Origin of the sequence: Streptomyces sp. NBC_01304 (assembly GCF_035975855.1) — a bacterium.
In the GTDB taxonomy this organism is placed as follows: domain Bacteria; phylum Actinomycetota; class Actinomycetes; order Streptomycetales; family Streptomycetaceae; genus Streptomyces.
Genome location: NZ_CP109055.1, coordinates 10,261,995 through 10,282,801 on the forward strand (window position 1 = coordinate 10,261,995; position 20,807 = coordinate 10,282,801).

The window sequence follows — 20,807 nt, forward strand, 5'->3', positions numbered from 1 at the left end:
GTGCAAGGGTCGATTCCTCCCTGCGATGACCGCAATGGTCCGACGGCGCAGCGCGGGTCATGGGCGCTCGCAGTGCCAAACTCGGTGAGATCCCGCAGTAGGAATGCATAAACTCACTCATGGGGAGTTGGATGTAAATCCAGGCGCTGTACGCCCAGGTGTGAGGAAACGACGCATCTCCCGTGATGAATTGGTCATGTCGGGAGAGGTGTTGCTGGGCCGGCGACGCATTTGATATTTTCCCGCGGATAGCAACGGGGAGGATGACGGAATGGTGCGCCCTGACGGCCCGGATGGCTCCACACTGCGTGTGGACGACGCCAAGCTGAACGAGGCCAGTAATAATTTGGTGGAACTGCGCGGCGATACGGACAAGGTCGACAACACTGCGCACGACGACACATTGAACGCTGTATCGGGCCTCAATAGGCACGGCGCGCCCGATGGTGGGGCCTGGGACACAGCGCATGGCTTGTTCGAGATGGACACTCGCTGGGCCCATCAAGTCGGCAACCTCAAAGGCATGCTGCAGTCCATCAGCGAGAAGATCCACGACACTCGCGGCAACTACACACGACGCGAGCAGCACGAGCAGGCCAAGAACGACCGTTCCATGATGAGCGACTTCGGCTGACGTTTCGCTGTGCAACTCTGCCAGTTCGCCCAACCAACTCGGGAATGGTACCCATGGTGTCGTTTGCGTTCCTCAATGAAGCCAATCTCGCCAACCTGGACACCGCTGCCAAGTCATGGGCCAAAATGCCTGCCAAGTACGAGGGGCTTGCCACCGAATTTGATCGGCGCGTCCACGATGTCCTGCAAGGCCACTGGGAGGGCGAGGCCTCCGCTGCCGCCTTCCGCACGATGAAGCAGGCCACTCGTGAGTACGAGGCCGCGGCCGATGAATCCCGCCGCACAGCGAAACTCATCGCCGACGCCCACCTCGAGTTCTCCAAGTGTCAGAAGGACCTCCACGACACCGTGCAGGACGCCGCCGACAAGAGCTACAAGGTGTCGGACAAAGGCAAGGTCGAAGACGTCGACTCCCGCTGGAACAGCCCAACAGCCACTGCCGCACCGGGATTCGCGGAGGAGCGCAAGAAGGGGCTCGACGCGGTCGTGCACCGCATCGAGGACATTCTCAAGAAGGTGACCATCGTCGATGAGGCGTGCGGTGCGGCGCTCCGGAAGGATGCCAACGGCGCCGGCAACGACAACTTCAACGGCAAGCGGGTGTCCGAGAGCGTCGACGACGCCGAGGCGGACAAGGCATCCCGGCTCATGAAGAAGAAGGGGCGGCTCACGGACGGCGAGTTCATGCAGCTCAACCAACTGCTCGAACTCAACAAGAACGACCCCGAGTTCGCCCGCAAGTTCGCCGTCCGCACGGGTGCCGAGAACACTGTTGAGAAGTACAACCAGCTCCTCAACCCCCCGAGTGACAGGCCCCTTTCGAAGGCCGACTTCGCGCGGCTCAAGGCGTTCCGGAAGAATCTCGGCACCACCTTGGGCACCGCGACCACGTCCGACGACAAGCCCAGGAACGGCGCCAAGAAGGCCGTGGCCGACCCTGGGATCACGAAGTTCCAGAATGAGCTTCTTGCCCTGGGGAAGCGTGACTTCAACGCCAACCCGGACGAGATGAACAACGGCCTGAAGGGTTACCACCTCACCAGCAGCCTGATGAGTGAGGGCCAGTGGGACAAGAACCTGCTCACGGACTACGGCGAGAAGCTGATCACCGCCGAGAAGCAAGACCGACTCGCCTTCGACCTCGACCGCGAGTCCTACTACCCCGCCAACCTGGAGCGCACCGAGAACCTGGGCAAGCTGGGCGTCCTCGACCCCATGGAGGGTTTCGTGGAGGGCCTGGGACACAACCCGGACGCGTCCTTGGACTTCCTCACCTCCAAGACCGAGGTCGACGGTGAGTCCGTGAACCACCTCGACTATCTCCTCGAAGACCGTCCATGGCCGCACGGGGGCGTCTACCGGGACCCGTCGAACGGCATCGACAACCTCGGCCACGCCCTGGAGTCCGCCACCTCGGGCAGGTCCTACGAGTACGAGGGCAACGACATGCCCAAGCACACGGCCGAGCAGTCGGCACTGGTCAAGGACCTCGTCGGCAAGATCGGATGGGAGGGCGGCGCGGAACTCGTCACGGGCGACGGGGCCCGGCTGGCGCCCCTGAACGACAGCCTGGGGAACATCACCGGCAACTACATGGGCGACTTCCAGCAGGCCCTGTCGGAGCAGAGCGGACTCCCCACCAACGGCCACGCCGCCGACCTGAACCGCGCCGAGACCGTGGCTTTCCTCGGAGCGGTCGGCCAGGACCCGGACGCGTACAAGGCCATCACCGCCTCGCAACAGGCGTACACCAGCGGGCTCGTGGACGAGGCCATGTATCCGCCGAAGGGATCGCAGGCGGATACCCAGGACCGGGTGAACGTCAAGGTCGGACCGGGCTCCACCATCGCCGGAATCATGAGCCAGGCCCGGGCGGAGGCCATCCATGAGGCCCATACCGCCACTGCCGACGAGTTCAAATCCGACGCCGAGTTCGTCAGTAAATGGATAGGCAGAGGGGTCTCCTTGGCAACCGACGTCCCTGTCGCGGCGTGGATCGAAGAGGACCTCCGGCAAGCTGTCCTGGAAAGCATCGCGAAGGACGACGCGTCCAAGGCGGAGCACGACGCCCACAAGGGGTATTACAACGGCGAGCAGCAGGCCGAGAAGGCGGCGCGGGAAGCAGTGGAGCGAGCAGGCAAGCGCGGTGGTCACTACTCCCAGGGGGAGATCGACGCCATCGCCGACGGGGCCGGGGAGCAGGCCCGCACGGGCCACGGCACGGGCGCCACAGGGAGGGCGGCAGGCCATGGCTGAGCCCCGGCTCCGGAAGGCCGCCATCGCCGCGTTCGCCGCCCTGGTCTGCGCCGGCGGGGCTACGTGGTGGTGGCTGAGCGGCGACGAGGAGCCCGAGCGTCCTTCGGTCGCGCTGCCCGCCTCGTTCTGCAAGACCCCGATATCCACCGAACCGATCGAGGTCCTTGCCCCCGCCCCGTATAAGGGGATCCGTATGCACACCGCCATGGACGGTGAGATCGACGGCCTCCTCAACCGCGGGAAGGGAGGGGGAGGATCCTGCTGGGTGACCGTGTCCGGGAAGACGGACGACGATGGCGGTCGTGCTCTGCACATCCGAGTGCAACTGCTGGAGGAGACGCCCCGTACTCAGCTCAAGTACTACCGTGCAAGCCGCCGCCCAGCGGACAGGCGCGAGGCGACCTTCGGGCCGGGCATCGGCTGGGTGGCGCCGACTGAGGGCGTTCTGTTCTTCCCGTGCACTCCTCCCAAGGGAAGCGGCTTCGAGAACGAGCGGTCTCTGATGGTCAAGGCCGAGGGTCCGGACCCGGCCGACCCCGAGGTGCCCCGGGCGAAGCTCATCAAGGCGCAGGCCGACCTCATCGCCGACACCGCCCGCTACGCGGTGACGGAGGTCGGCTGCATACCTACCCCAGGACTCCCTCAAGAAGGGACACTCAGATACGACGAGTGAGTGCCATCGCCTCTCCGCCAACATGGTCACGCAGACCCCCAGGGGCTTGTCCCGCCGACTGTGAAGCCACATCGAGCGGCATGGCGGAAGTCGTCCCGGCTACGCTGAGGTCGTGGTAAAGGTGCAGTTCAGGTGCTGTTTTCGTGGTCTGCTGCCCAAGGTTCCCGGTGGACGTCGGGCGGCGGGATGTGAGCCGGGCAGGGCCCGTCGGAGCCCCGCCTGCGCCGCTCACTCCCCGGTCGGCACCCGCAGCCCGGGCGTGGCTCCGCCCATCGGGGCAAGGAACAACTCGCCCATGCTCTGCATGAAGTTCGGCCCGAACAGCCAGAGCAGCGAGATGTGCATCCCGCGGGTGGTGAGGCCGCCGACATTGATGCAGGCGTAGAACTTGCCGTACTCCGCGTCCCGCTCCCGGTCCGTGTGGTCCGTGTGGTCCGCGCAGACCTTGCCGACCAGGGCCGTGAAGGTCCACCCGGAAAACCAAGGACGAAAGTCCCTAAATCATAGCTAAGTTCCGCTCTAGGCTGGACTTTTCGTGTCTGTGCACATCTGTGGGAAGGGTTGGCCGAGTTGAACTGGTTCCTCGGCCTCGGGGCCGTCGGCGTCATCGTGCTGCTGTTCTCGTACGTCCTGGACGGCGTGCTCGACGGGCTGCTCGACCTCGGCCTCGACGGGTGGCTCTCGCTGCCGGCAATCGCCGGATTCGTGTCGATGCTCGGGTTCGTGGGGGCCATTGCGTACGGCGGGATCGGGCTTGGGACAGCTGCTTCGGTGGGGATCGGGGCAGCGGCGGGGGTCGGGGCCGCATGGTTCGCCGGTCGGTTGAGCCGGGCGCTGATGCGCGGGCAGACCGACTCGACGCTGACCGGGGACGCGCTGGTGGGGGCCGCCGGACGGGTGGTCACGCCGATCGCCGCCGAGGGTTACGGCGAGGTGCTGCTCTCCGTACACGGCCAGCCGCTCAAGTACGCCGCCCGCTCCCGGTCGGGGCCGCTCACGCTCGGCACCGAGGTCTGGGTGACCGCGAGCCTGACCACAACATCCGTCGAAGTAGCCGAAGTCAGGAGCATTTCCTCATGAGTCCCGTACTCATAGCGGTGGCCGGAGTCGTCGTACTCCTGGCCCTGCTGGCCCTCGTCGTCATCACCCGTTACAAGGTCGCGGGACCCAACGAGGCGTTCCTGATAACCGGTCGGCGCGGCAAGAAGTCCGTGGACCCGGTCACCGGTTCCATCAGCCATGACACCAGCGGCCAAAAGGTCATCGTCGGCGGCGGCATCTTCGTGGTGCCGTTCGTCCAGCAGCGCTTTGTGATGGACCTGTCCAGCCGGCACATCCCGGTCACCGTGCGCGGCGCGGTCACGCTGCGCGGCGTGAAGGTCAACCTCGACGGCGTCGCCATCGTCAAGGTCGGCGGCGGCGAGGACGCGATCCGGGCCGCCGCCCAGCGCTTCCTCACCCAGCAGGACGGCATCGTCTCCTTCACACAGGAGGTGCTGTCCGGTGCGCTGCGCTCGATCGTGGGCCGGATGTCGGTGGAGGACGTGATCCGGGACCGGGCCGCGTTCGCGTCCCAGGTGGCGGAGGAGGCCGAGGCCTCACTGTCCGGGCAGGGCCTGGTCCTCGACACCTTCCAGATCCAGGACATCACCGCCGAGGGCTCCTACCTCGAGGACCTGGGCCGCCCCGAGGCCGCCAAGGCCAAGCAGGAGGCGGACACCGCCGAGGCCGAGGCCCGCCGGATCTCCGAGCAGGCCCGGCTGCGCGCCGAGGAGGAGATCGCGGTCGCCCAGCGGACGCTGTACCTGCGCCAGGCCGAGATCAAGGCCGAGACCGACGCGGCGGCCGCCCAGGCCGGCGCCGCCGGTCCGCTCGCCGAGGCAGACCGCCAGCAGGAGATCCTCACCCAGCAGGAGAAGGTCGCCGAGCGCCAAGCAGCCCTCAAGGACCGGCAGTTGGACACGGAGGTGCGCAAGCCCGCCGACGCCGCCCGCTACCAGTCCGAGCAGGAGGCCGAGGCCAAGCGCGTCGCCCGCGTCAAGCAGGCCGAGGCCGAGCGGGAGGCCCAGATCGCGGCCGCCCAGGCCGAGGCCGAGCGGGCCCGGCTCACCGGTGAGGGCGAAAAGCAGCGCCGTTCCGCCCTCGCCGAGGCCGAGGCCATCGAGGGCCTGAAGCGTGGTGAGGCCGAGCGGTCCCGCCGTGCGGCGATCGCGGACGCGGTGCGGATCGAGGGTGAGGCGGAGGCCTCCTCGATCCTGGCGCAGGGTACGGCCGAGGCCGAGGCGATGCAGAAGAAGGCGGACGCGTACGAGCGGTACGGCGAGGCCGCCCAGCTGCAGATGCTCATCGAGGTGCTGCCGCAGGTGGTGGCCAAGGCCTCCGAGCCGCTGTCCGCGGTGGACAAGCTGACGGTGATCTCGACGGACGGCGCGGGCCAGCTGCCGCGTACGGTCGCCAACAATGTGGCGCAGGGCATCGAGCTGCTCTCCTCCGCGACGGGGGTCGATGTGGCCTCGATCCTCACGGGGGCGGCGAAGCCGAAGGGCGCGGCCGCGGTGAACGGCGCGGCCGAGGCCAAGCCGGGTCGGATCGAAGTCACCGACTGAGCAGGCCTGTTGGCGCATGGGCAGTGAGTACGGGCGGGGCCGTCCTCGGAGGATTCCGGGGACGGCCCCGCCCGTTGGCCGCGTGGCCCACCGGGGCTGGAGCCGTGCCATGGCCAGGGGTTCGGCCGCCCTCCCGTGCGTGGCTCCCGGCACACCTCGAAGCAGCCGGCGAGTACCCGAGGCGGCCTGGTGCGGCCCGGGCCATGCACTCGACAAGGGGAGGTAGTCATGCCAACTCCGAAGGCCGGTAACCCCGTTGCGGGGCACCGACGGCGGTAAGGGGGATTCGGCCGCCTCGCTTTCCGGCGATCCTCCGGCAGCCGACCGACGATCGACATCGGCCAAGGCGGACCTTCGGGCCCGAATCAGAACGCGGGCGCCCTCGGCACACAGGGAGCCGCCGGGGCCGATGGGTCCAGGGCCCGTTTGACCAGCCCGATCGCACGCGGGCTGTACGACATGCTCAGATGGGCGGAGAAGTCGACGAAGCAGCCGTCCTGCAAGGTGATGTTCTGCACCGTTGCTCCGGGGCCCGCCGTCATGAAGGTGCTCCGCCAGGGAGTGGTGATCTCGTCGTACTTCGTGCCGATCACGGTGTAATCGACCCCAGGAACGGTGTCGCCGTCCGCGTTGAGCTCCTTGATGAAGTCGGACTTCTCGTACTGCTGGATGCCCGCCTTCCCGAGGGGCTTCTCCCCGGATTCCAGCATGTGGAACGTGTCGGCGAGTGTCTCGATGCCGCTCATGGTGGTGCCGTGGTTGGTCGCGCCGAGTTGGACGACCTTCTTGACCTTGTTCTTCGAGGGGTCGGTCGTGTTCGCGCCCCCGTCGGCCTTGAGATACCAGCGGGCCAGGGTTCCGCCCTGGGAGTGGCCGACGAGGTCCACCTGGCTGGAGCCGCCGGCAGCGAGCACCTTGTCCACGAAGGCGGCGAGCTCCTTGGAGGACTCCTTGATGTCTCCGTAACCCTTGACGGTGGGAGCGACACTCACTCCGGCGTCGTCGGTGTCGCCGAAGTCGAGGGCGTAGACGCAGTAGCCCTGGGCCTTCAACTCGGGGGACATGCGAGCCCAGTTGTTGTAGCGGTTCTCGTAGGTCCCGTGTACCAGGACGACCGGACGCGGGTGGGCGGCGCCGGGGCGGCAGTTCCAGTCGTTGGCGCCCGGCGGATCGATGTCGAGGTGGAGGATGGAATGGCCCAGGGCGGGCAGGAAATTGTCCTGCTCAGGGCCGGTCTCCGCTGCCGCGGACGGGGAGGTGGCCAAGACCGTGGCCGTGGCGGCACAGACGGCGGTGGCGTACTTGAGTATGTGCAAGACGGCTCCAGAGGGGTGGCGAACTCGGGCCACGCGCGATGTTTCGCAAGAGTGCAGACCGAGGAGTGAACCTCGGGTGACCTCCTCCGACGCCCCACGCCCTCACCGGATGACGCACCGTCAGGCCGCCGGCCCTGGTGCCGCCCGAGGAGGATCCCGGACCGTCGGCCGTGCGTCCCCGGGTGATCTTCCGGGCCCTCAGTATGCACACCGGGAGGCTCCGGAGGGAGGGAAACGTAAACCTCGAAGAACGCCTTGGTCGTGGCCCCGCCACCGTCATTCCTCGTCGGCGGCGCCCTAGTTCCCCCGTGGATAAGGCGGTGCCGAGTTGCAGGTGACGTTACGGAATGCGCTGTTATGTACCGCATGAGCAAGAACAGATTCCGCGACAAGCCCCTGACCATCGGCGAGGTGTCCGAGCTGACGTCCCTCACGCCCAGGACCATCCGCTACTACCACGAGATCGGCCTGGTTCCCGAGCCGGGCCGGGACGGCGCGGGCAACCGTGCGTATCGCTTTGAGGAGATCACTCGGCTGCTCTGGGTCCAGCGGATGGCCGCGGCCGGGCTGAGCCTGGAGGCCGTCAAGGAGGCCGCGGAGGCGACCGATGACCAGCAGATCCAGACGCTCCTGACCGAGCTGGACCGCATTCTGGCGGCCAAGGAGGAACAGCTGAGGCAGCAGCGCGCGGCGGTGGCCCGCCTCCGTGAGTTCGGCAGTGCCAGGGGGCTGTTCACTCCTGAGGTGGCAGCCGCCCACCAAGCGGGCGGCCTTGACGTCCCGAGTGAGGAGGAGCAGGGGTTCCTGCTCCTGCTGGAGGCGACCCATGGCGTCGGGGCGGCGCTGGGCAGTGTGCAGTCCGATGCCTTCCTGGCCGGCCGGCCGCACCTCGAGGCAGCGGCGCTCCGGCTGAGCGCGCAGTTCGACGAGCTGGCCGACGCGGCCGTCGACGACCCTCGGGTCGAGGTGTGGGCCCAGGAGATGGCGGCGCAGTGCGCCGCGGTGGAGGCCGAGGAGGAGGCGTCCGGAGTCCGCCATTCGGAAATCGACTTCACTGAGGTCGACGAACGGAGCCTCATGCTGGGTGCCCAGGCCATGGGCGCCGCGACCGTCCAGCCGTCCGCGGCACAGGAGCGCGCCATGGAGCGGTATCTGGAGCTCGCGATGGCCGGGTACTTCGAGGAGAACCCCCGGCCGGGCGCGGAGCAGTGAGGCGGACTCCGGACAGGCTTCGGGTGCGCCGATTCCCAGAGGCCGCTCGGATCCGCAAGAAGCGGTCTGCTGCCTCGCGAGGGAGTGCGTGCCGGGCTGTGCCTGCCCTCGCCTCCGGGGCGCCGGCAGGCACAGCCGAGCGTCAGCCGCCGGTGACCGTGGTCAGGCCCGAGCCGCTGATGGTGTAGCCGGCCTTGCTCTTGCAGGTGCCGAGGGTGAGGCCACTGCTGAACGGCCCCGTGTAGGCGCCCCCGTTGCCCTTGGGATTGGCGAAGAACGCCTGCGCGTGGGGGAGTGCGTCGCAGTTCGCGACGGAGAGGTAGTACTCCGTGAACTGGATGCTGAAGGTGTCCAACAGCCCTTGGCCGGAGGAGATCGTCCAGCTGCCGATGTGCGTCGTGCTGCCCGTGACGGTGTCGGTGACGACCCCCTCCCACTTGCTGCCGCCGGCGCCTCGCACCGTGAGGTGGTAGGTCCGCCCCACGGTGTACGGGTAGCTCGTGCTGCAGGTGACACCGGGCCCGCCGTCCGCTCCCGGCGCGCAGTTGGCGTCGGCGGTGGAGGCGCCTTCGCCGAAGACGCTGAAGTACGCGCGGCCGCCGCCCGGCCTGGGCTGCAGACCGGTGTAGGCCTGCTGGCCGCCCTTGAAGAAGAACGACTGGGCGAAGAAGTAGCCGCTGGCGTTGGGCTGGCTGTCGACCCGGATCGGGTACGTGATGCTGCTGAGGCCTTGGGACGGCGCGCCTTGGATGGTGGTGTAGGCGTTGACCAGATGACTGGGCGTCAGCGCGGCCGCCGCGGGCGAGTGGAGCGCCAGGACCAGTGATGCGCCGCCGAAGAGTGCGACTGCGCCGAGGCGGAGCCGCCGTATGAGGTGAGTCGTACGCCGTGCCATGAGCATCCTCCCCGTGGGGTGATGAAGTGGAACGCGACGTTCCCAGAGGGTGGTGCAAGCGCTTTCCAAGCGCAAGGGCATGGTCCGAACCAATGCCGGGCTACACCGTTCCACGGCCGGTACGACCACACGACGACCGCCGGCCGCCGGCCGCCGGCCGCCGGTCGTCAGCCCCAGCCGAGCAGCAGCAGCCTCGGCAGCTTCGAGGTCTGGTCGTTCTCCCGGGGGAGGTGGCCGGACTTGGAAGTGGTCTTCCACGTCATGGAGACGACCGGGGCGTCGCCGTCACCCGTGGCAACCGTGCTGCCCGCGTAGGGCTCGCCCTTCGCCGTCTTCGTACGGAGTTTGGCGGCGGTGCGATCGGCGGCCTTCTTGGAGGCGTTGACCGTGCAGATGGTCTCCGACGAGGTGCCGCCCGCGTCGAGGCGTCCGCCGATCGCCAGCAGGACGACGTCCCCCTTCTTGCGCTTCGCATAGAACGACGCGTAGTACACATCGCCCAGGCAGTCGGCGACGGCCGCATAGGCGGGATCATCGGTGAGGGAGTTCTCGGGCTCGGCCAACGACAGGGCGAATGCGCGGTCGGAGTCCGAGCGGACGCGGACGGATTCGGTCACCTCGAAGGTGGAACCCTTCTTGCCCGGTTCCTCGAACCGGGTGCCGTCGCCCGCGCTGCCGGCGCGAAAGCCCTTCTTCTTCAGGGCGGCCGCGATCGCCTCGGTGTCGAACGTGCCGGTCAGGCGGCTGGATTGGCCCTGGACGTCGAATGCGGTCCGTACGTCCTTCTCGTCGAAGCCCCAGTTCTCGCGAGGGTTCCCGGCGTAGTCGGACAGCTCTCCGATGCCGTAGCCGTTCAGGACCCGGTAGAGCTTTTCGTCCTTGGCCACCAGCTTGCGCGCGGTCCGCACGTCGAAGTACGTGAGGGCTTTTGAACCGACCGACGAGGGTGCCGCACCGAGCGCGCGCTCCAGACCGGTGCCCCCGCCGCCCTCTCCGTCCGCGTTCTTGCCGGAGGAACAGCCGACCGTGCCCACGGTCAGCACGCCGGCGAGGGCAAGGGCGGAAAGGGAAGGGGGTATGCGCATGCGGCGCAGTGTGGCACAGCATCACTTGAGCGGTCTGAGTCAACTGTGGGGTCTGCGTGGAGATCTTGCGCAAGCAGCGTACAAACGGCGTATGGCCGAGAGCGGCCCCCGGTGCTTGCTTGGACGGTGCGGGTTTTCGGCCCAGGGAACCTGGCACTACCGGGAGGGACACCATGAAGTTCGCCCAGATCATCGAGGTCGAGACCGAGCGCATGGACGAGATGCGCGCGCTGATCGAGCGGTTCGAGAAGACGTCGATGGGCAAGGACCGCCCCAGCCACCGCACGGTCCTCCAGGACCGCGCCAAGTCCAACCGGTTCCTGATCATCATCGAGTTCGAGTCGTACGAGAAGGCCATGCGCAACAGCAGCGACCCCGAGGTCGGCAAGCTGTCCGAGCAACTCGCCGCGCTCGCCACCAAGAAGCCGGTGTTCACGGACTGCGACATCCGCGAACAGGCCGACATCAAGTAGCCGACATCACGTGGCAGTGAGGCACCGGGGCGCCGCCGAGGAGTGGTGCGGCCGCGTTCCGGTGCCAGGCGCTGAGTCAGCGTCGGGAAGAGGGCGGTGCCGTCGGCGGAGATGGTCAACAGGGCTGTGGCGTACTTCGAGTTGTCGTCGACGCCGACTGTGAGTCTGAGGCGATTCCACTCGCGTCCCAGGTTGAAGTCGATGGCTCCGCGGCCCGGACACGAGTGAGTGGACGTGGAGGAGTCTGCGAAATCTCGCCCGCTCAGCGTGGCCCCACGTGCCTTGAAGGCCGGGCTGCCGACCGGGGTGAGAGTGGTGAGTGACGTCCGCTCGGGCGGCGGCCTTGTCACCGTCGAACTCGGGCCGGGCGTCCGTGAGATGTCATCCCCGGGGGACACGACCGAAGGCGGTCCTGCGCTGCTGCTCCCGTCCTGCGCCGAGATGGCCGGCGCCGTTGCCACTGTTCCCGCCACGGGCACGACGCTGCAGATCACCCACCAGGCCCAGCGGGGTGGATGCCCCGAAGGACCCCCGCCGACCGGGCGTCTGTGAGGTGTCTTCCGGGTCCGGCTGCCCCGCTGTCCGCGCCATGTGTGCCCCCTGGACAGCAGGCTCATGGCTGCCCTCTGGACAGCAGACCAGTGCGGTGGCCGGCCGGGTTCATCAGTCGTGGCAGTGCTACTCGTGCGCGGCGCACGGACGCAGGACCATGAGTGAGTCCTCCAAGGTCGCCACCATGGCGAAGGCGAACCGGTCGACCTCCAGGCAGAGTTCGACGTCGTCGGGATGGACTCCTTGACGTACGCCCTGCGCCAACTCGGCGGCCGCGCGTGATGCGGCGGCACGGCGGACGTACTCGGCGGCAGCCGTCCCGGGCTCGGTGACCCGGCGGGCGATGTACTGGGCACATGCCAGGTCTTCGTCGGCCTGCCCGCCCTCGCCCGTGACCACGAACGTGACGCTGTCGCTCGCGCGCGCCCGCAGGAGCCGAGCCGTTGCCTCCGCGACCACGAAGCCGGCGCACAGCACCAGCGACGCCTCCTTGACCGCGAGGGCGCCGACCGTCCCGGCCGTGGTCTTCTGTACGACGGTTCGTCCGCGGAGGTCGGCGGACCGCAGCAGGCCCGGCGAGTTGACCAGGTCGAACCCGGGTGCGGCCGGGCCGTCCTTGAGCGCCGCCCAGTCCGGGTGGCGGGCCTTGAGCGCCAGGGCTTCGTCCAGCGTCTCGGCAAGGACGATCTTCTCTGCCCCTCGGGCGAAGGCCCAGGCGGCCACGGTGTAAGCACGCATGACGTCGATCACGACCGCCACGGACGGGGCTTCGGCCAACTCAGGGATGCCAAGGAAACGTGAGTCCATTCTGATCATGATCGCGCATGCCTGACCGGAGGCGCCCGGAGGGGGGAGCACCTCAGCACGACGGCGACCGGCGGGCAGGCTGGGCGCCGCCCGTCTCAGGTGCGGACGGGCGGCGCCTTGCCTGCCCGGCCCGGTACGCGTATCCGGACGGGCGGCCGTGTACTGCTCGGTGTCAGGCGGTGTATCCGCCGTCCACGGCGAGGCCGGTGCCGGTGATGTAGCGACCGCCCGGACCCGCCAGGTAGGCCACCGCGGCGGCGATGTCCTCGGCCTGGCCGAAACGTCCCAGCGCGGTGAGGGAGCTCTGGAAGTCGGCGCTGTCGCCGTCAGCCGGGTTCATGTCGGTGTCGATCGGGCCCGGGTCGACGGAGGTGACGTTGATCCCGCGCGGCCCCAACTCCCGGGCGAGCCCCTTGGTCAGTCCGATGAGCGCGGTCTTGGCAGTCGCCTGGAGGACGAAGTTCCCGCCGGGGACACGCCCGTTGAAGCACGACCCGATGCTGATGATCCGCCCGCCCTCGCCCAGGCGCGGGGCGGCGGCCTGGGCCGCCAGGAAGACCGAGCGGACGTCCACGGCGAGCACCCGGTCCAGGTCCTCGGCGGTCACCTCGGCCAGCGGACCGTACGCGAGGAAGCTCGCGTTGTTCACCAGGATGTCGATGCGGCCCAGCTCCCGCACGGTCTGCTCCACCGCCCGCGCCGCGTCCGTCGGCTGCGTCAGGTCGGCCCGGATGACGACTGCAGTGCCCCCGTCCGCCTCGATCTGCTTGGCGACCTCGCGCGCCCGGTCCGCGGCCCGGACGTACGTCAGCGCGACCGCGGCTCCCTCGTGGGCCAGCCGCTTCGCCACCGCCGCGCCGATCCCGCGGCTGCCGCCGGTCACCAGCGCTGCCTTGCCCGTCAGGTCACTCATGGTTGCTTCCTCCGTGGACGACGTGATGTGTGCCGTGCCGTCACGGTAGGAGTTGACATTGGTGTCAGATTCAAGTGCCGGATTCGAGCGGGCCGCCGCCGGTCCGGTCACACGCCGACGGGCGGCTCCGCCAGCTCCCGGGCCTGCGTCAGCAGCAGGTCCGCGTGGTGGCGGGCCGCGACCAGGGGGTGGGCGCGGAGCTTGCCCTTGAGCTCATTACGGCCGTACTCGGCGAACAGCGGGTTCGCCGGATCAGCCGTGGCGCCGGGCGCCCGGTCCGCGTACGGGAAGTCCAGCGGACGTACGCGGGCGTCGAGACGCGGGTTGTAGAAGAACGGGACCGAGTAGCGCTCGGTGGCTCCGGGCGGGCTGACCACCCGGTGGTTGGTGGCCAGGAGATAGCCGTTCGTGGCGACTTCGAGCAGCTCGCCGAGGTTGACGACGAAGGCGCCCGGTATCGGCGGCACATCGTGGAACGCGCCGTCCTCGCGCTGGACTTGAAGCCCGCCGACGGTGTCCTGGTGCAGCAACGTGAGGAAGCCGTAGTCCTTGTGCGCGCCCACGCCCTGGTCGGCGCCGTCGGCCGCGCTGCCGGGGTAGCGCACGAGCTTGAGGTGCGGGTGGGCGCGGTCGCCGAAGATGTCGTCGTAGAAGTCCGCGGGGGCGCCGATCGAGGCCAGCAGCTCGTGCAGCAGCTTCTCGGCGACGCTGCTCAGCCGTTCCACCCAGGTGAGGGCGGCGGTGCGCAGGCCCGGCAGGGCGGTGGGCCACTGGTTGGGGCCCTGCAGCCACCAGTACGCGGGCTCGTGCGGGCCGGGGACGTGGGCGGGCCGTTCGGCGCCTATGTCCAGTTGGTCGCGCCAGTCCCGCGAGCCGCCGGTGCGCTCGTCCCCGGTGCGCGTATAGCCGCGGAAGTGGGGCGAGTTGATGTTGTCGAGGGCGAGGCGGTCGGCCTCCGGCAGGGCGAAGAAGGCGCGCATCGCCTCGTTGAGGGCCCGGGTCTCGGCCTCGGTGACGCCGTGCCCGATGAGCTGGAAGAACCCGACGCCGTGGGCGGCGCTGTGCAGCTGGGCGTGGAGCAGACGGCGGGCCTGAGGGCCGCGGTCGGCGGCCGAGAGGTCGATGATCGGGAGCTGCGAAACGTACGACATGAGATGCATCCGCTCGGTGCGGCCCGGTCGGCGCGGATCTGCGCGGGCTCGGCGCCGCCGGGGTGGGGCGGGCGCGGAAGGACCGGGAGGGTGGAAAGGGGGCCTGGGTCAGCGCTGAGCGCGACAGGCCATGCTCGTGACGCGGACGTAGTCCACGTGGCGGCGTCGTACGAGCGGAGGCATGCGGCAAGGATACTCCGCCCCTCCCTTTCCGCAGGTGACGGGCCTCACACAGCGAGGGGTGCGAGCGGTAGCGCCCCTCGCCGTGTGACCCGGTTCAGCTCTTCGTGAGCCGCTCGTCCAGCCACTCCTGGACCGGCGGCAGCGAGTCGAGCACGGTGGTGGCGTGGTTGCCGAAGGGCACGGAACGCAGCGTGACGGCGTCGTTGCCGCGGCTCCACGCGGACCGCAGCCGGGGCACGTCCTCGTACGGAATGAGCTCGTCGGCCTGCCCCTGGAAGAGGAAGACCGGACGGTCGGGGACGATCCGACCCGGGTCCGAGGAGCGCATGCGCTTGCGCCACAGGGGAGCGTCGAGCGGGTTCTTGTGCGTGATGTCGGACATTCGCTTGCCGCTCATGGCGGCGAGGGTCTCACCCACGCAGCCGGCGCTCGCCAGGCGGGCGAGGCGCCGTCCCTCGGGGTTGAGGTAGCGGGCGAGCCCGAGCTCCGGGTAGGCCGCGTCATGGCCGATGGCCGCCATCAGGGCGAAGCCGGAGCCGGGACCGCCGTCGTTGTGCGCGAAGGCCCGGAGCAGGTTGGCCGGGACGCCGCCCGCCGCCGTGCCCTTGAGGTCGAGGTCGGGTGCGTACGCGGCGTGCAGCTGGGCCGCCCAGGCCGCGGCGTGGCCGCCCTGGGAGTAGCCGACGATGCCCACGGGGGAGCGCCTGTCGACGCCGCGGGCGCGGGCCTGCGGCAGCCGCTGGGCGGCGCGGGCCGCGTCCAGGACCGCCTGTCCCTCGGCCCTGCCCACCAGGTAGGTGTGCTCGCCGGGGGTGCCGAGACCTTCGTAGTCGGTGACGACCATCGCCCAGCCCTTGCGCAGGGCACGGTCGAACAGCAGCGACTCCAGGGCGAAGCCGGACCTGGAGCTCGCGCACCGGTCGGCCAGCCCCACCGTGCCCGGGGCGAAGGCGATCAGGGGCCGTGGTCCCTTGCGCCCGTCGCGCGGGACGACGACCAGTCCGGACACGGTGTTGGAGCGTCCCGTGGCGCCCCTGGAGCGATAGGTGATGCGCCAGGCGTCGGTCGGCTGGGTGAGCAGCCCGGGCAGCAGCCCCGCGGTGGCCGGTGTACTGCCCACCACGCTTCCGGCGCGGTCTTCTCGCGCGGTGGCCGGCCGGGGATCGGCGGCGGTGGCTCCGGTGCTCGGCAGGACGAGCGCGGTCAGTACGGCGATGGCCACCGCGTACTTCCCAGCGATGGGGTGGTGCAGCTTCAACTCGGGCTCCAGAGGTGCGACAAAGGAGGGAAAGTACGGGAACGTCCCCCATCCTGAGGGCACTTGGCCGGAGATCCGGGAGGCGGGCGGGATGTTCCGCCTGTTCGGCCGACACTGAATTCCGCGGCGGGGCATGGGCGGCGACGCGGTGCGATATTCGTGGCGAGGGTCGCCCTCGCGACCATCGAGCGGCCCTCCCGGCCGGCGCCGTCCGCGAGGTGGTGCCGTCCGCGAGGTGGCGCCGTACGACCTGCTGCCCGCACCGCCCACCGCGCACGGGCTGACGGCGCCGGCGGACTCGGTGGTCCTGCTCACCGTGGTCGAGCGGCACGGCCGACCCGTACCCGCCCGGTGCGCCCGGGAGGGCCTGTGCGGCGGACGCCAAGTGCGCCCGGACCGGCGGTCGATGTGACGCAGGCCATGCTCGGCGGGTGTCACGGTCGCGGTGCGCGCCGTGTCTCAGTGGGCGTCCGCGGAATCGTGAGGAGCCTCGTCATGAAGAGCATCATCGTGTGCACGTCGGTGTCGCACGGCAACACCAAGAGGGTCGCCGACGTCATGGGCCGTACGCTCGACGCTGCCGTTGTCGCCCCCGAGCAGGTCGACGTGGCGGAGCTGTCCCGCTACGACCTCGTGGGATTCGGCTCGGGGATCTTCCTGGGGTCTTTCCACGCGCAGCTGCGGGAGTTCGTCCGCTCGCTCCCGCGGGAGCGGCGGGGCCAAGCGTTCGTGCTGGCCACCAGCGGCTTTCCCGAAGCGGGATTTCAGCGCTTCTCCCGGCCCCTGGTACGGCAGTTGGAGGTGAAGGGCTTCGACGTGGTCGACACCTTCTCGTGCCGTGGCTTCGACACCTACCTGCCGTTCAAGGCGGTCGGCGGCATCAGGAAGGGCCGGCCCGACGCCGGCGACCTGGCGGCGGCACACGCGTTCGCCGAAGGGTTGCGGGAGCGGGTCGGCGCCAACGGCGGGCGACCGGCAGGGCCGGGCCACTGACCGGCCCGCCGAGCCGACCCACGGGCCGGCCGCACGGCGGACATGCGCTCCGCGTCGTCCGGCAGCGGCCCGTGCACCGGCGGCGGGTGCCCCGCGACGCGGCGTCGGGGGCACCCTCGCGTCACTGCCCGGCGGCGGCCCGCTCGGGGAAGTTCTTCTGCTCGTTCCAGCGGACGGTGATGTGCCCGGCCGTCTTGCCGATCAGCGGGTCGACGTTGATCCCCGCGGCCGTCTTGACGGCGGCGGCGGTCTCCGCGGTCAGCCGGACCGGCAGCGCGGTCGGGCCCCAGCTCCACTTGCCGTACGCGTCCTTCTTGGGCAGCAGCGAGCCGTTGAAGAACGCCTCGATGATCTCCAGGGTGAGGAAGCGGGTGTTCTCCTTGGCCTTCACACCGTTGACGTAGGGCGTGATGTAGAAGCCGCCGGTGCCCGGGCGCAGGCCCAGCCAGGCGCCGTTGGCGGCGATGCCCTTCTTGCCGCCGTCGATCTCGAGGGCGAACCCGCCCGGATAGTCGATCTTGGTGGCGGACTGCAGCAGCCGGCTCGCCATGGTGGGCATGTCGAAGACCTTGAGGTCGAGGCCGTCGAGCCCGGCGCCCACCGGCATGTAGAAGCCGTCGTTGGGGTCGCGCAGTGCGCCGTCGGGCTTGCTGAGGTCCTTGGGGAGGGCGGTCCAGGGGGCGATGTAGCGGAACTTCGCCTTGTTGTCCTTGAGGGCCTTCTTGACCTCGGGGGTGAACTCGACGAAGGCGTAGCCGCCACCGGCGACGTAGAGGCCCGTGCTCTGGATCGTCGGATCCGGGGGCGGATCCTCGACCGCCGCGGCGGGCAAGGCGCTGGTCAGGACGGCGGCTGCGGCCATGGCGACGGTGGCAAGACGGGTGGTGAGGCGCATCCAGGGCTCCTAGAGGTCTCGGAGAGGCATGGGGATACTCCGAGCACAGCCTGGACACCCCTGAGGCGCACCTGGTCGGGACCGAACGAGTGGTACGGCCCGGTCTCCTCATGCGGCAATGTCGCCCGGGGAGAGACGGGCCCCGGGTGGGGGCCGACCAGTGCGTTTTCGGCCGTCCTGCGTCAATGGCAGGCGGAATCCGGCCCGTTGAGAGCGGCCGGACCCGGGACCTGACCACATCCTCGCCGGACGCTCAGAATGGGCACGTGGAAGGGACAGCCGACCCTGCTCCCCTCCGCGCTGCGTGCCGGGAGGGGGGACCTCTATGTCAGGCCGGCAGGTACCGGACGCGCTCAAGGTCTTCGAAGGTGAGCGGAGACCCCTCGGCGATGGTGAGCCCGATCCGCGCGCAGGAGCCGACGAACAACCGCTGATCCTGTGCGCCGATCTCCACGTCGACCGGAAGCTGTTGCAGTGCCACGGGAACCTCCTTCGAGCGGACGTGCGAGCACGCCGCAACCCAGGAGGGCGGGGCGGGCCGGTCGCCAGGGAACGACCCGGGGTTTCCCCCGGGGTGGCGAGCGGAGCGGACACCGATGGATCGCCTCGGCGCCGTGGGACCCGGCGGCGGACCGCGTCGTCCGGATCCCGGCTCCGCCCGGGAGCGTACGCGCGGCCGAAACCACGCCGGACGGCCGCTTTCCGCGCCCGATCCGGCGGCCCTCGGGTCGGCGGATTCCGGGGACAGCCCTGGGTGCATCCCTGGGGTGTTGCCCCGGCTCCCGCTCCTGGCGTGCGTCGTGCATGTGCCGGGCCGACCGCTCGCGGTGCACCGCCGAGAGGCGTCTGTCCGGCCGGCGAAAACAGGGGGACGCTGCCATGACAGGAAACCTGCAACTCACCGATGTGCAGCGGAAGTTGTACGCCCACACCTCTGCCCCGCCCGTCAGGTCCGCCGCACGACGGCCGGGCATCCGCGCGGCCGGGGCGCTCGTCGCCGCGCTGCTGCTCGGAAGCGCCGCGGCCTGCTCCTCGCCCGACCCGCCCGATCCACCCCGCGCCGGGACCTCCGCCACGCGCCCGACGCCCAGTCCGTCGGCCGAGGCCCCGACCGCGACGGATCGGAGCGAGGCGCCGGATGAGGCAGCGCTCCCCGAGATTCTCGTGGGCGCCTGGGAGAGCAATCCGCCCAAGGGCACCGCCTCCATCACCTACCGGTTCACGGCGGACGGGCGCTACATGTACGTCGGTCTGCTCTTCGTCGCCAACGGGGAGGGAGATGTCGCCCAGGCCACCTTCGTCGCGGAAGGCACCGCCCGCGTCGAGGGCGACGCACTCCTCCTGACCCCGGTCACGGCCACCAGGTCGCTGCACGATCCGACCAATCCGGCCGGCGACTACACCGACCGGCCCTCCGACCTGACGCCCACCCGCCACCTCTGGGAAGTCGCCGACGACATGCTGGCGCTCACCGACGCACAGGGTGCGCAGATCGTCTTCGAGCGGCAGTCGCTGTGACCTCCCGGCCGCAGCGCTTCAGCCTCCGGATCCGCGTCCAGATCACCCTGCTCGCGGTCGTCGTCGGTGCGACCCTGCTGGCCGGCTGGCAGCTCAGCCAGTCGTCCGGCTCCTACCAGAGCGCGGTGCGGGAGGACCTCCGCCGCCAGGCCGCCATGATCGAGGACATCCGGAAGGTCTACGCCGACGAGGCGCCCCGCGCCTTGCAGGTGGCCGTCGCACAGGCCCGGGCCGACCGGCTGCGACCCCTCAGGAACCAAGGAAGGCTCGCGGCGTCCGAGTACACCCTGGCCTCCCAGTTCGCCTTCCACATGCGCCGTTCCTCTCCCCGCGACAGCCTGCTCGGCAACGACGGCTACCGCTACCAGGATCTCGGCTACGACGTGCTGCGACGGCTGGCCGACGTGCAGCACGACTCACCCGAGCTGTACGGGCTCGACCCCGACGCGCGCATGCGCGCCGGGGACCGGTGGGCGACCTGGGGCCTTGCCGCCGCCGGAGTGGGAGCGGGGGCCGTGCTCGCCGCCGTGTGCGCCGCGAACGTCGTGCGGCCCCGGCGAATGCAGCGGGCTCCGGCGCCGTCCGCAAGCAGGGTGCTGAGGGAACTGGAACTCCTGCCCCAGCCCGCCACCGCGCGGACCGGGCATCGTCGCGGCGCCCTGTTCCACCTGTCCGTCTTCGTCCTGCCGCTGGTGCTGACCCTGGGCCAGATCCTCGTGGCGGGCGCCGAACAGCGCGCCCAGGCGGAAGCCTCGCGCAAGGCCGCCCAGGTGAGCGCCTCCATCGACGGGTACGGCCTGCGCACCGCCTTCCACACCGAGGCCCAACAGACGGCTCTCGCGGTGGAGTTCGCCGCCACAGCGCGTGAACTGGCCTCCCTGGACACGGGGGTCAGCCCGCGCGACGCACAAGACGAGCGGGTCCTTGCGGCCGTGGAGAGCACGCTCGCGGTCCGGGTCCGGGCGATCGCCGACTACATGGGGCGGACCCCGGGGCCACAGGACCGCATCGACGCGACCGCGGCCAACGCGCTGAGCGTACGGCCAAAGACCCTCTCGGCGGCCGTCGCCGAGCAGAACCACCAAGTGACCCTGGCCGAACAGGCCGGCCGCCGCTCCCTGCTGCTGTCCGCGGCCACGGCCCTGGCCGTCGTCGCCGAAATCCTGGCCGTGGCCGCCTTCGCCATCGGGCGCCCCCGCTGGCTGTGGTGGCCCGCGCTCGGTGCGCTCGCCTCGACGGCACTCGCGGTCGTCGCCTTCATCTGACCTCGGCCACCTGACCTCGACCATCTGACCTCAACTTCCCGACCTCGAGTGCCCATCTCGACCATCCGACCTCGAGCAGACTGCCGGGAGGAGACCGACGGGTCGCCTCCCGGGGATCGGAGC

General features: G+C 69.8%; 21 protein-coding genes. 12 read left to right on the plus strand and 9 right to left on the minus strand.

The features are described 5' to 3' along the window. Positions 1-271: 271 nt before the first annotated feature. The 5 genes from OG430_RS46000 (at position 272) to OG430_RS46020 (ending at position 6,168) form a co-directional block, all read left to right on the plus strand. Positions 272-634: a hypothetical protein gene (locus tag OG430_RS46000; RefSeq protein ID WP_327358669.1), complete on the plus strand. Its 363-nt coding sequence runs from the start codon at positions 272-274 to the stop codon at positions 632-634. 53 nt (positions 635-687) lie between these two features. Then, a complete protein-coding gene (locus OG430_RS46005) occupies positions 688-2,889 on the plus strand; it encodes a DUF6571 family protein (RefSeq protein ID WP_327358670.1) in 2,202 nt (733 codons plus the stop codon). Beyond that, complete coding sequence (locus tag OG430_RS46010; protein WP_327358671.1) at positions 2,882-3,562, plus strand: hypothetical protein; 681 nt, start codon at positions 2,882-2,884, stop codon at positions 3,560-3,562. The genes OG430_RS46005 and OG430_RS46010 overlap by 8 nt, the downstream gene beginning before the upstream one ends. Positions 3,563-4,132: 570 nt before the next feature. Further along, a complete protein-coding gene (locus OG430_RS46015; protein ID WP_327358672.1) occupies positions 4,133-4,642 on the plus strand; it encodes a hypothetical protein in 510 nt (169 codons plus the stop codon). Then, positions 4,639-6,168 (plus strand): flotillin family protein, encoded by a 1,530-nt coding sequence (locus OG430_RS46020; RefSeq protein ID WP_327358673.1) that lies wholly within the window; start codon positions 4,639-4,641, stop codon positions 6,166-6,168. The genes OG430_RS46015 and OG430_RS46020 overlap by 4 nt, the downstream gene beginning before the upstream one ends. A gap of 365 nt (positions 6,169-6,533) precedes the next feature. Here OG430_RS46020 and OG430_RS46025 read toward each other — a convergent pair whose 3' ends face one another. Further along, a complete protein-coding gene (locus OG430_RS46025; RefSeq protein ID WP_327358674.1) occupies positions 6,534-7,484 on the minus strand; it encodes an esterase/lipase family protein in 951 nt (316 codons plus the stop codon). 366 nt (positions 7,485-7,850) lie between these two features. Between OG430_RS46025 and OG430_RS46030 the strand changes: the two genes are divergently transcribed. After that, the gene (locus OG430_RS46030) at positions 7,851-8,696 is read left to right on the plus strand and encodes a helix-turn-helix domain-containing protein (RefSeq protein ID WP_327358675.1); all 846 of its coding nucleotides are present in this window, start codon (positions 7,851-7,853) and stop codon (positions 8,694-8,696) included. A gap of 142 nt (positions 8,697-8,838) precedes the next feature. Here the strand turns inward: OG430_RS46030 and OG430_RS46035 are convergent, their stop codons facing one another. Together OG430_RS46035 and OG430_RS46040 are read right to left on the minus strand one after the other, a co-directional pair. Next, on the minus strand, positions 8,839-9,591 hold the full coding sequence (locus OG430_RS46035; protein WP_327358676.1) for a hypothetical protein: 753 nt from the start codon (positions 9,589-9,591) through the stop codon (positions 8,839-8,841). Between the two features lie 167 nt (positions 9,592-9,758). Further along, entirely contained in the window at positions 9,759-10,676 is a 918-nt protein-coding gene (locus OG430_RS46040; protein ID WP_327358678.1) for a hypothetical protein, read from the minus strand. 173 nt (positions 10,677-10,849) lie between these two features. On the opposite strand from OG430_RS46040, the gene OG430_RS46045 reads away from it, so the two are divergent. Both OG430_RS46045 and OG430_RS46050 read left to right on the plus strand, forming a co-directional pair. Further along, positions 10,850-11,149: a hypothetical protein gene (locus tag OG430_RS46045; protein WP_327358679.1), complete on the plus strand. Its 300-nt coding sequence runs from the start codon at positions 10,850-10,852 to the stop codon at positions 11,147-11,149. 315 nt (positions 11,150-11,464) lie between these two features. After that, positions 11,465-11,701: a hypothetical protein gene (locus tag OG430_RS46050; protein ID WP_327358680.1), complete on the plus strand. Its 237-nt coding sequence runs from the start codon at positions 11,465-11,467 to the stop codon at positions 11,699-11,701. Positions 11,702-11,827: 126 nt separating this feature from the next. On the opposite strand, the gene OG430_RS46055 is transcribed toward OG430_RS46050, so the two are convergent. The 4 genes from OG430_RS46055 to OG430_RS46070 all read right to left on the minus strand — a co-directional run bounded on the left by OG430_RS46055 (position 11,828) and on the right by OG430_RS46070 (position 16,013). After that, the gene (locus OG430_RS46055) at positions 11,828-12,508 is read right to left on the minus strand and encodes a 2-phosphosulfolactate phosphatase (RefSeq protein WP_327358681.1); all 681 of its coding nucleotides are present in this window, start codon (positions 12,506-12,508) and stop codon (positions 11,828-11,830) included. 172 nt (positions 12,509-12,680) lie between these two features. Continuing rightward, the gene (locus tag OG430_RS46060) at positions 12,681-13,421 is read right to left on the minus strand and encodes an SDR family NAD(P)-dependent oxidoreductase (RefSeq protein WP_327358682.1); all 741 of its coding nucleotides are present in this window, start codon (positions 13,419-13,421) and stop codon (positions 12,681-12,683) included. A gap of 107 nt (positions 13,422-13,528) precedes the next feature. Beyond that, positions 13,529-14,572: an isopenicillin N synthase family dioxygenase gene (locus OG430_RS46065; protein ID WP_442816672.1), complete on the minus strand. Its 1,044-nt coding sequence runs from the start codon at positions 14,570-14,572 to the stop codon at positions 13,529-13,531. A gap of 277 nt (positions 14,573-14,849) precedes the next feature. Then, complete coding sequence (locus OG430_RS46070; RefSeq protein ID WP_327358684.1) at positions 14,850-16,013, minus strand: lipase family protein; 1,164 nt, start codon at positions 16,011-16,013, stop codon at positions 14,850-14,852. Positions 16,014-16,248: 235 nt separating this feature from the next. Between OG430_RS46070 and OG430_RS46075 the strand changes: the two genes are divergently transcribed. After that, complete coding sequence (locus OG430_RS46075) at positions 16,249-16,425, plus strand: hypothetical protein (protein WP_327358685.1); 177 nt, start codon at positions 16,249-16,251, stop codon at positions 16,423-16,425. Between the two features lie 83 nt (positions 16,426-16,508). Further along, the gene (locus OG430_RS46080) at positions 16,509-17,006 is read left to right on the plus strand and encodes a flavodoxin family protein (RefSeq protein ID WP_327358686.1); all 498 of its coding nucleotides are present in this window, start codon (positions 16,509-16,511) and stop codon (positions 17,004-17,006) included. Positions 17,007-17,127: 121 nt separating this feature from the next. Here the strand turns inward: OG430_RS46080 and OG430_RS46085 are convergent, their stop codons facing one another. Beyond that, entirely contained in the window at positions 17,128-17,901 is a 774-nt protein-coding gene (locus OG430_RS46085; protein ID WP_327358687.1) for a hypothetical protein, read from the minus strand. A gap of 328 nt (positions 17,902-18,229) precedes the next feature. Continuing rightward, the gene (locus tag OG430_RS46090; RefSeq protein WP_327358688.1) at positions 18,230-18,382 is read right to left on the minus strand and encodes a hypothetical protein; all 153 of its coding nucleotides are present in this window, start codon (positions 18,380-18,382) and stop codon (positions 18,230-18,232) included. 398 nt (positions 18,383-18,780) lie between these two features. Here OG430_RS46090 and OG430_RS46095 point away from each other — a divergent pair, with 398 nt between their 5' ends. Both OG430_RS46095 and OG430_RS46100 read left to right on the plus strand, forming a co-directional pair. Then, positions 18,781-19,419 (plus strand): hypothetical protein, encoded by a 639-nt coding sequence (locus OG430_RS46095; protein WP_327358689.1) that lies wholly within the window; start codon positions 18,781-18,783, stop codon positions 19,417-19,419. Further along, the gene (locus OG430_RS46100) at positions 19,416-20,684 is read left to right on the plus strand and encodes a hypothetical protein (protein WP_327358690.1); all 1,269 of its coding nucleotides are present in this window, start codon (positions 19,416-19,418) and stop codon (positions 20,682-20,684) included. Before OG430_RS46095 ends, OG430_RS46100 begins: the two co-directional genes overlap by 4 nt. Positions 20,685-20,807: the final 123 nt, after the last annotated feature.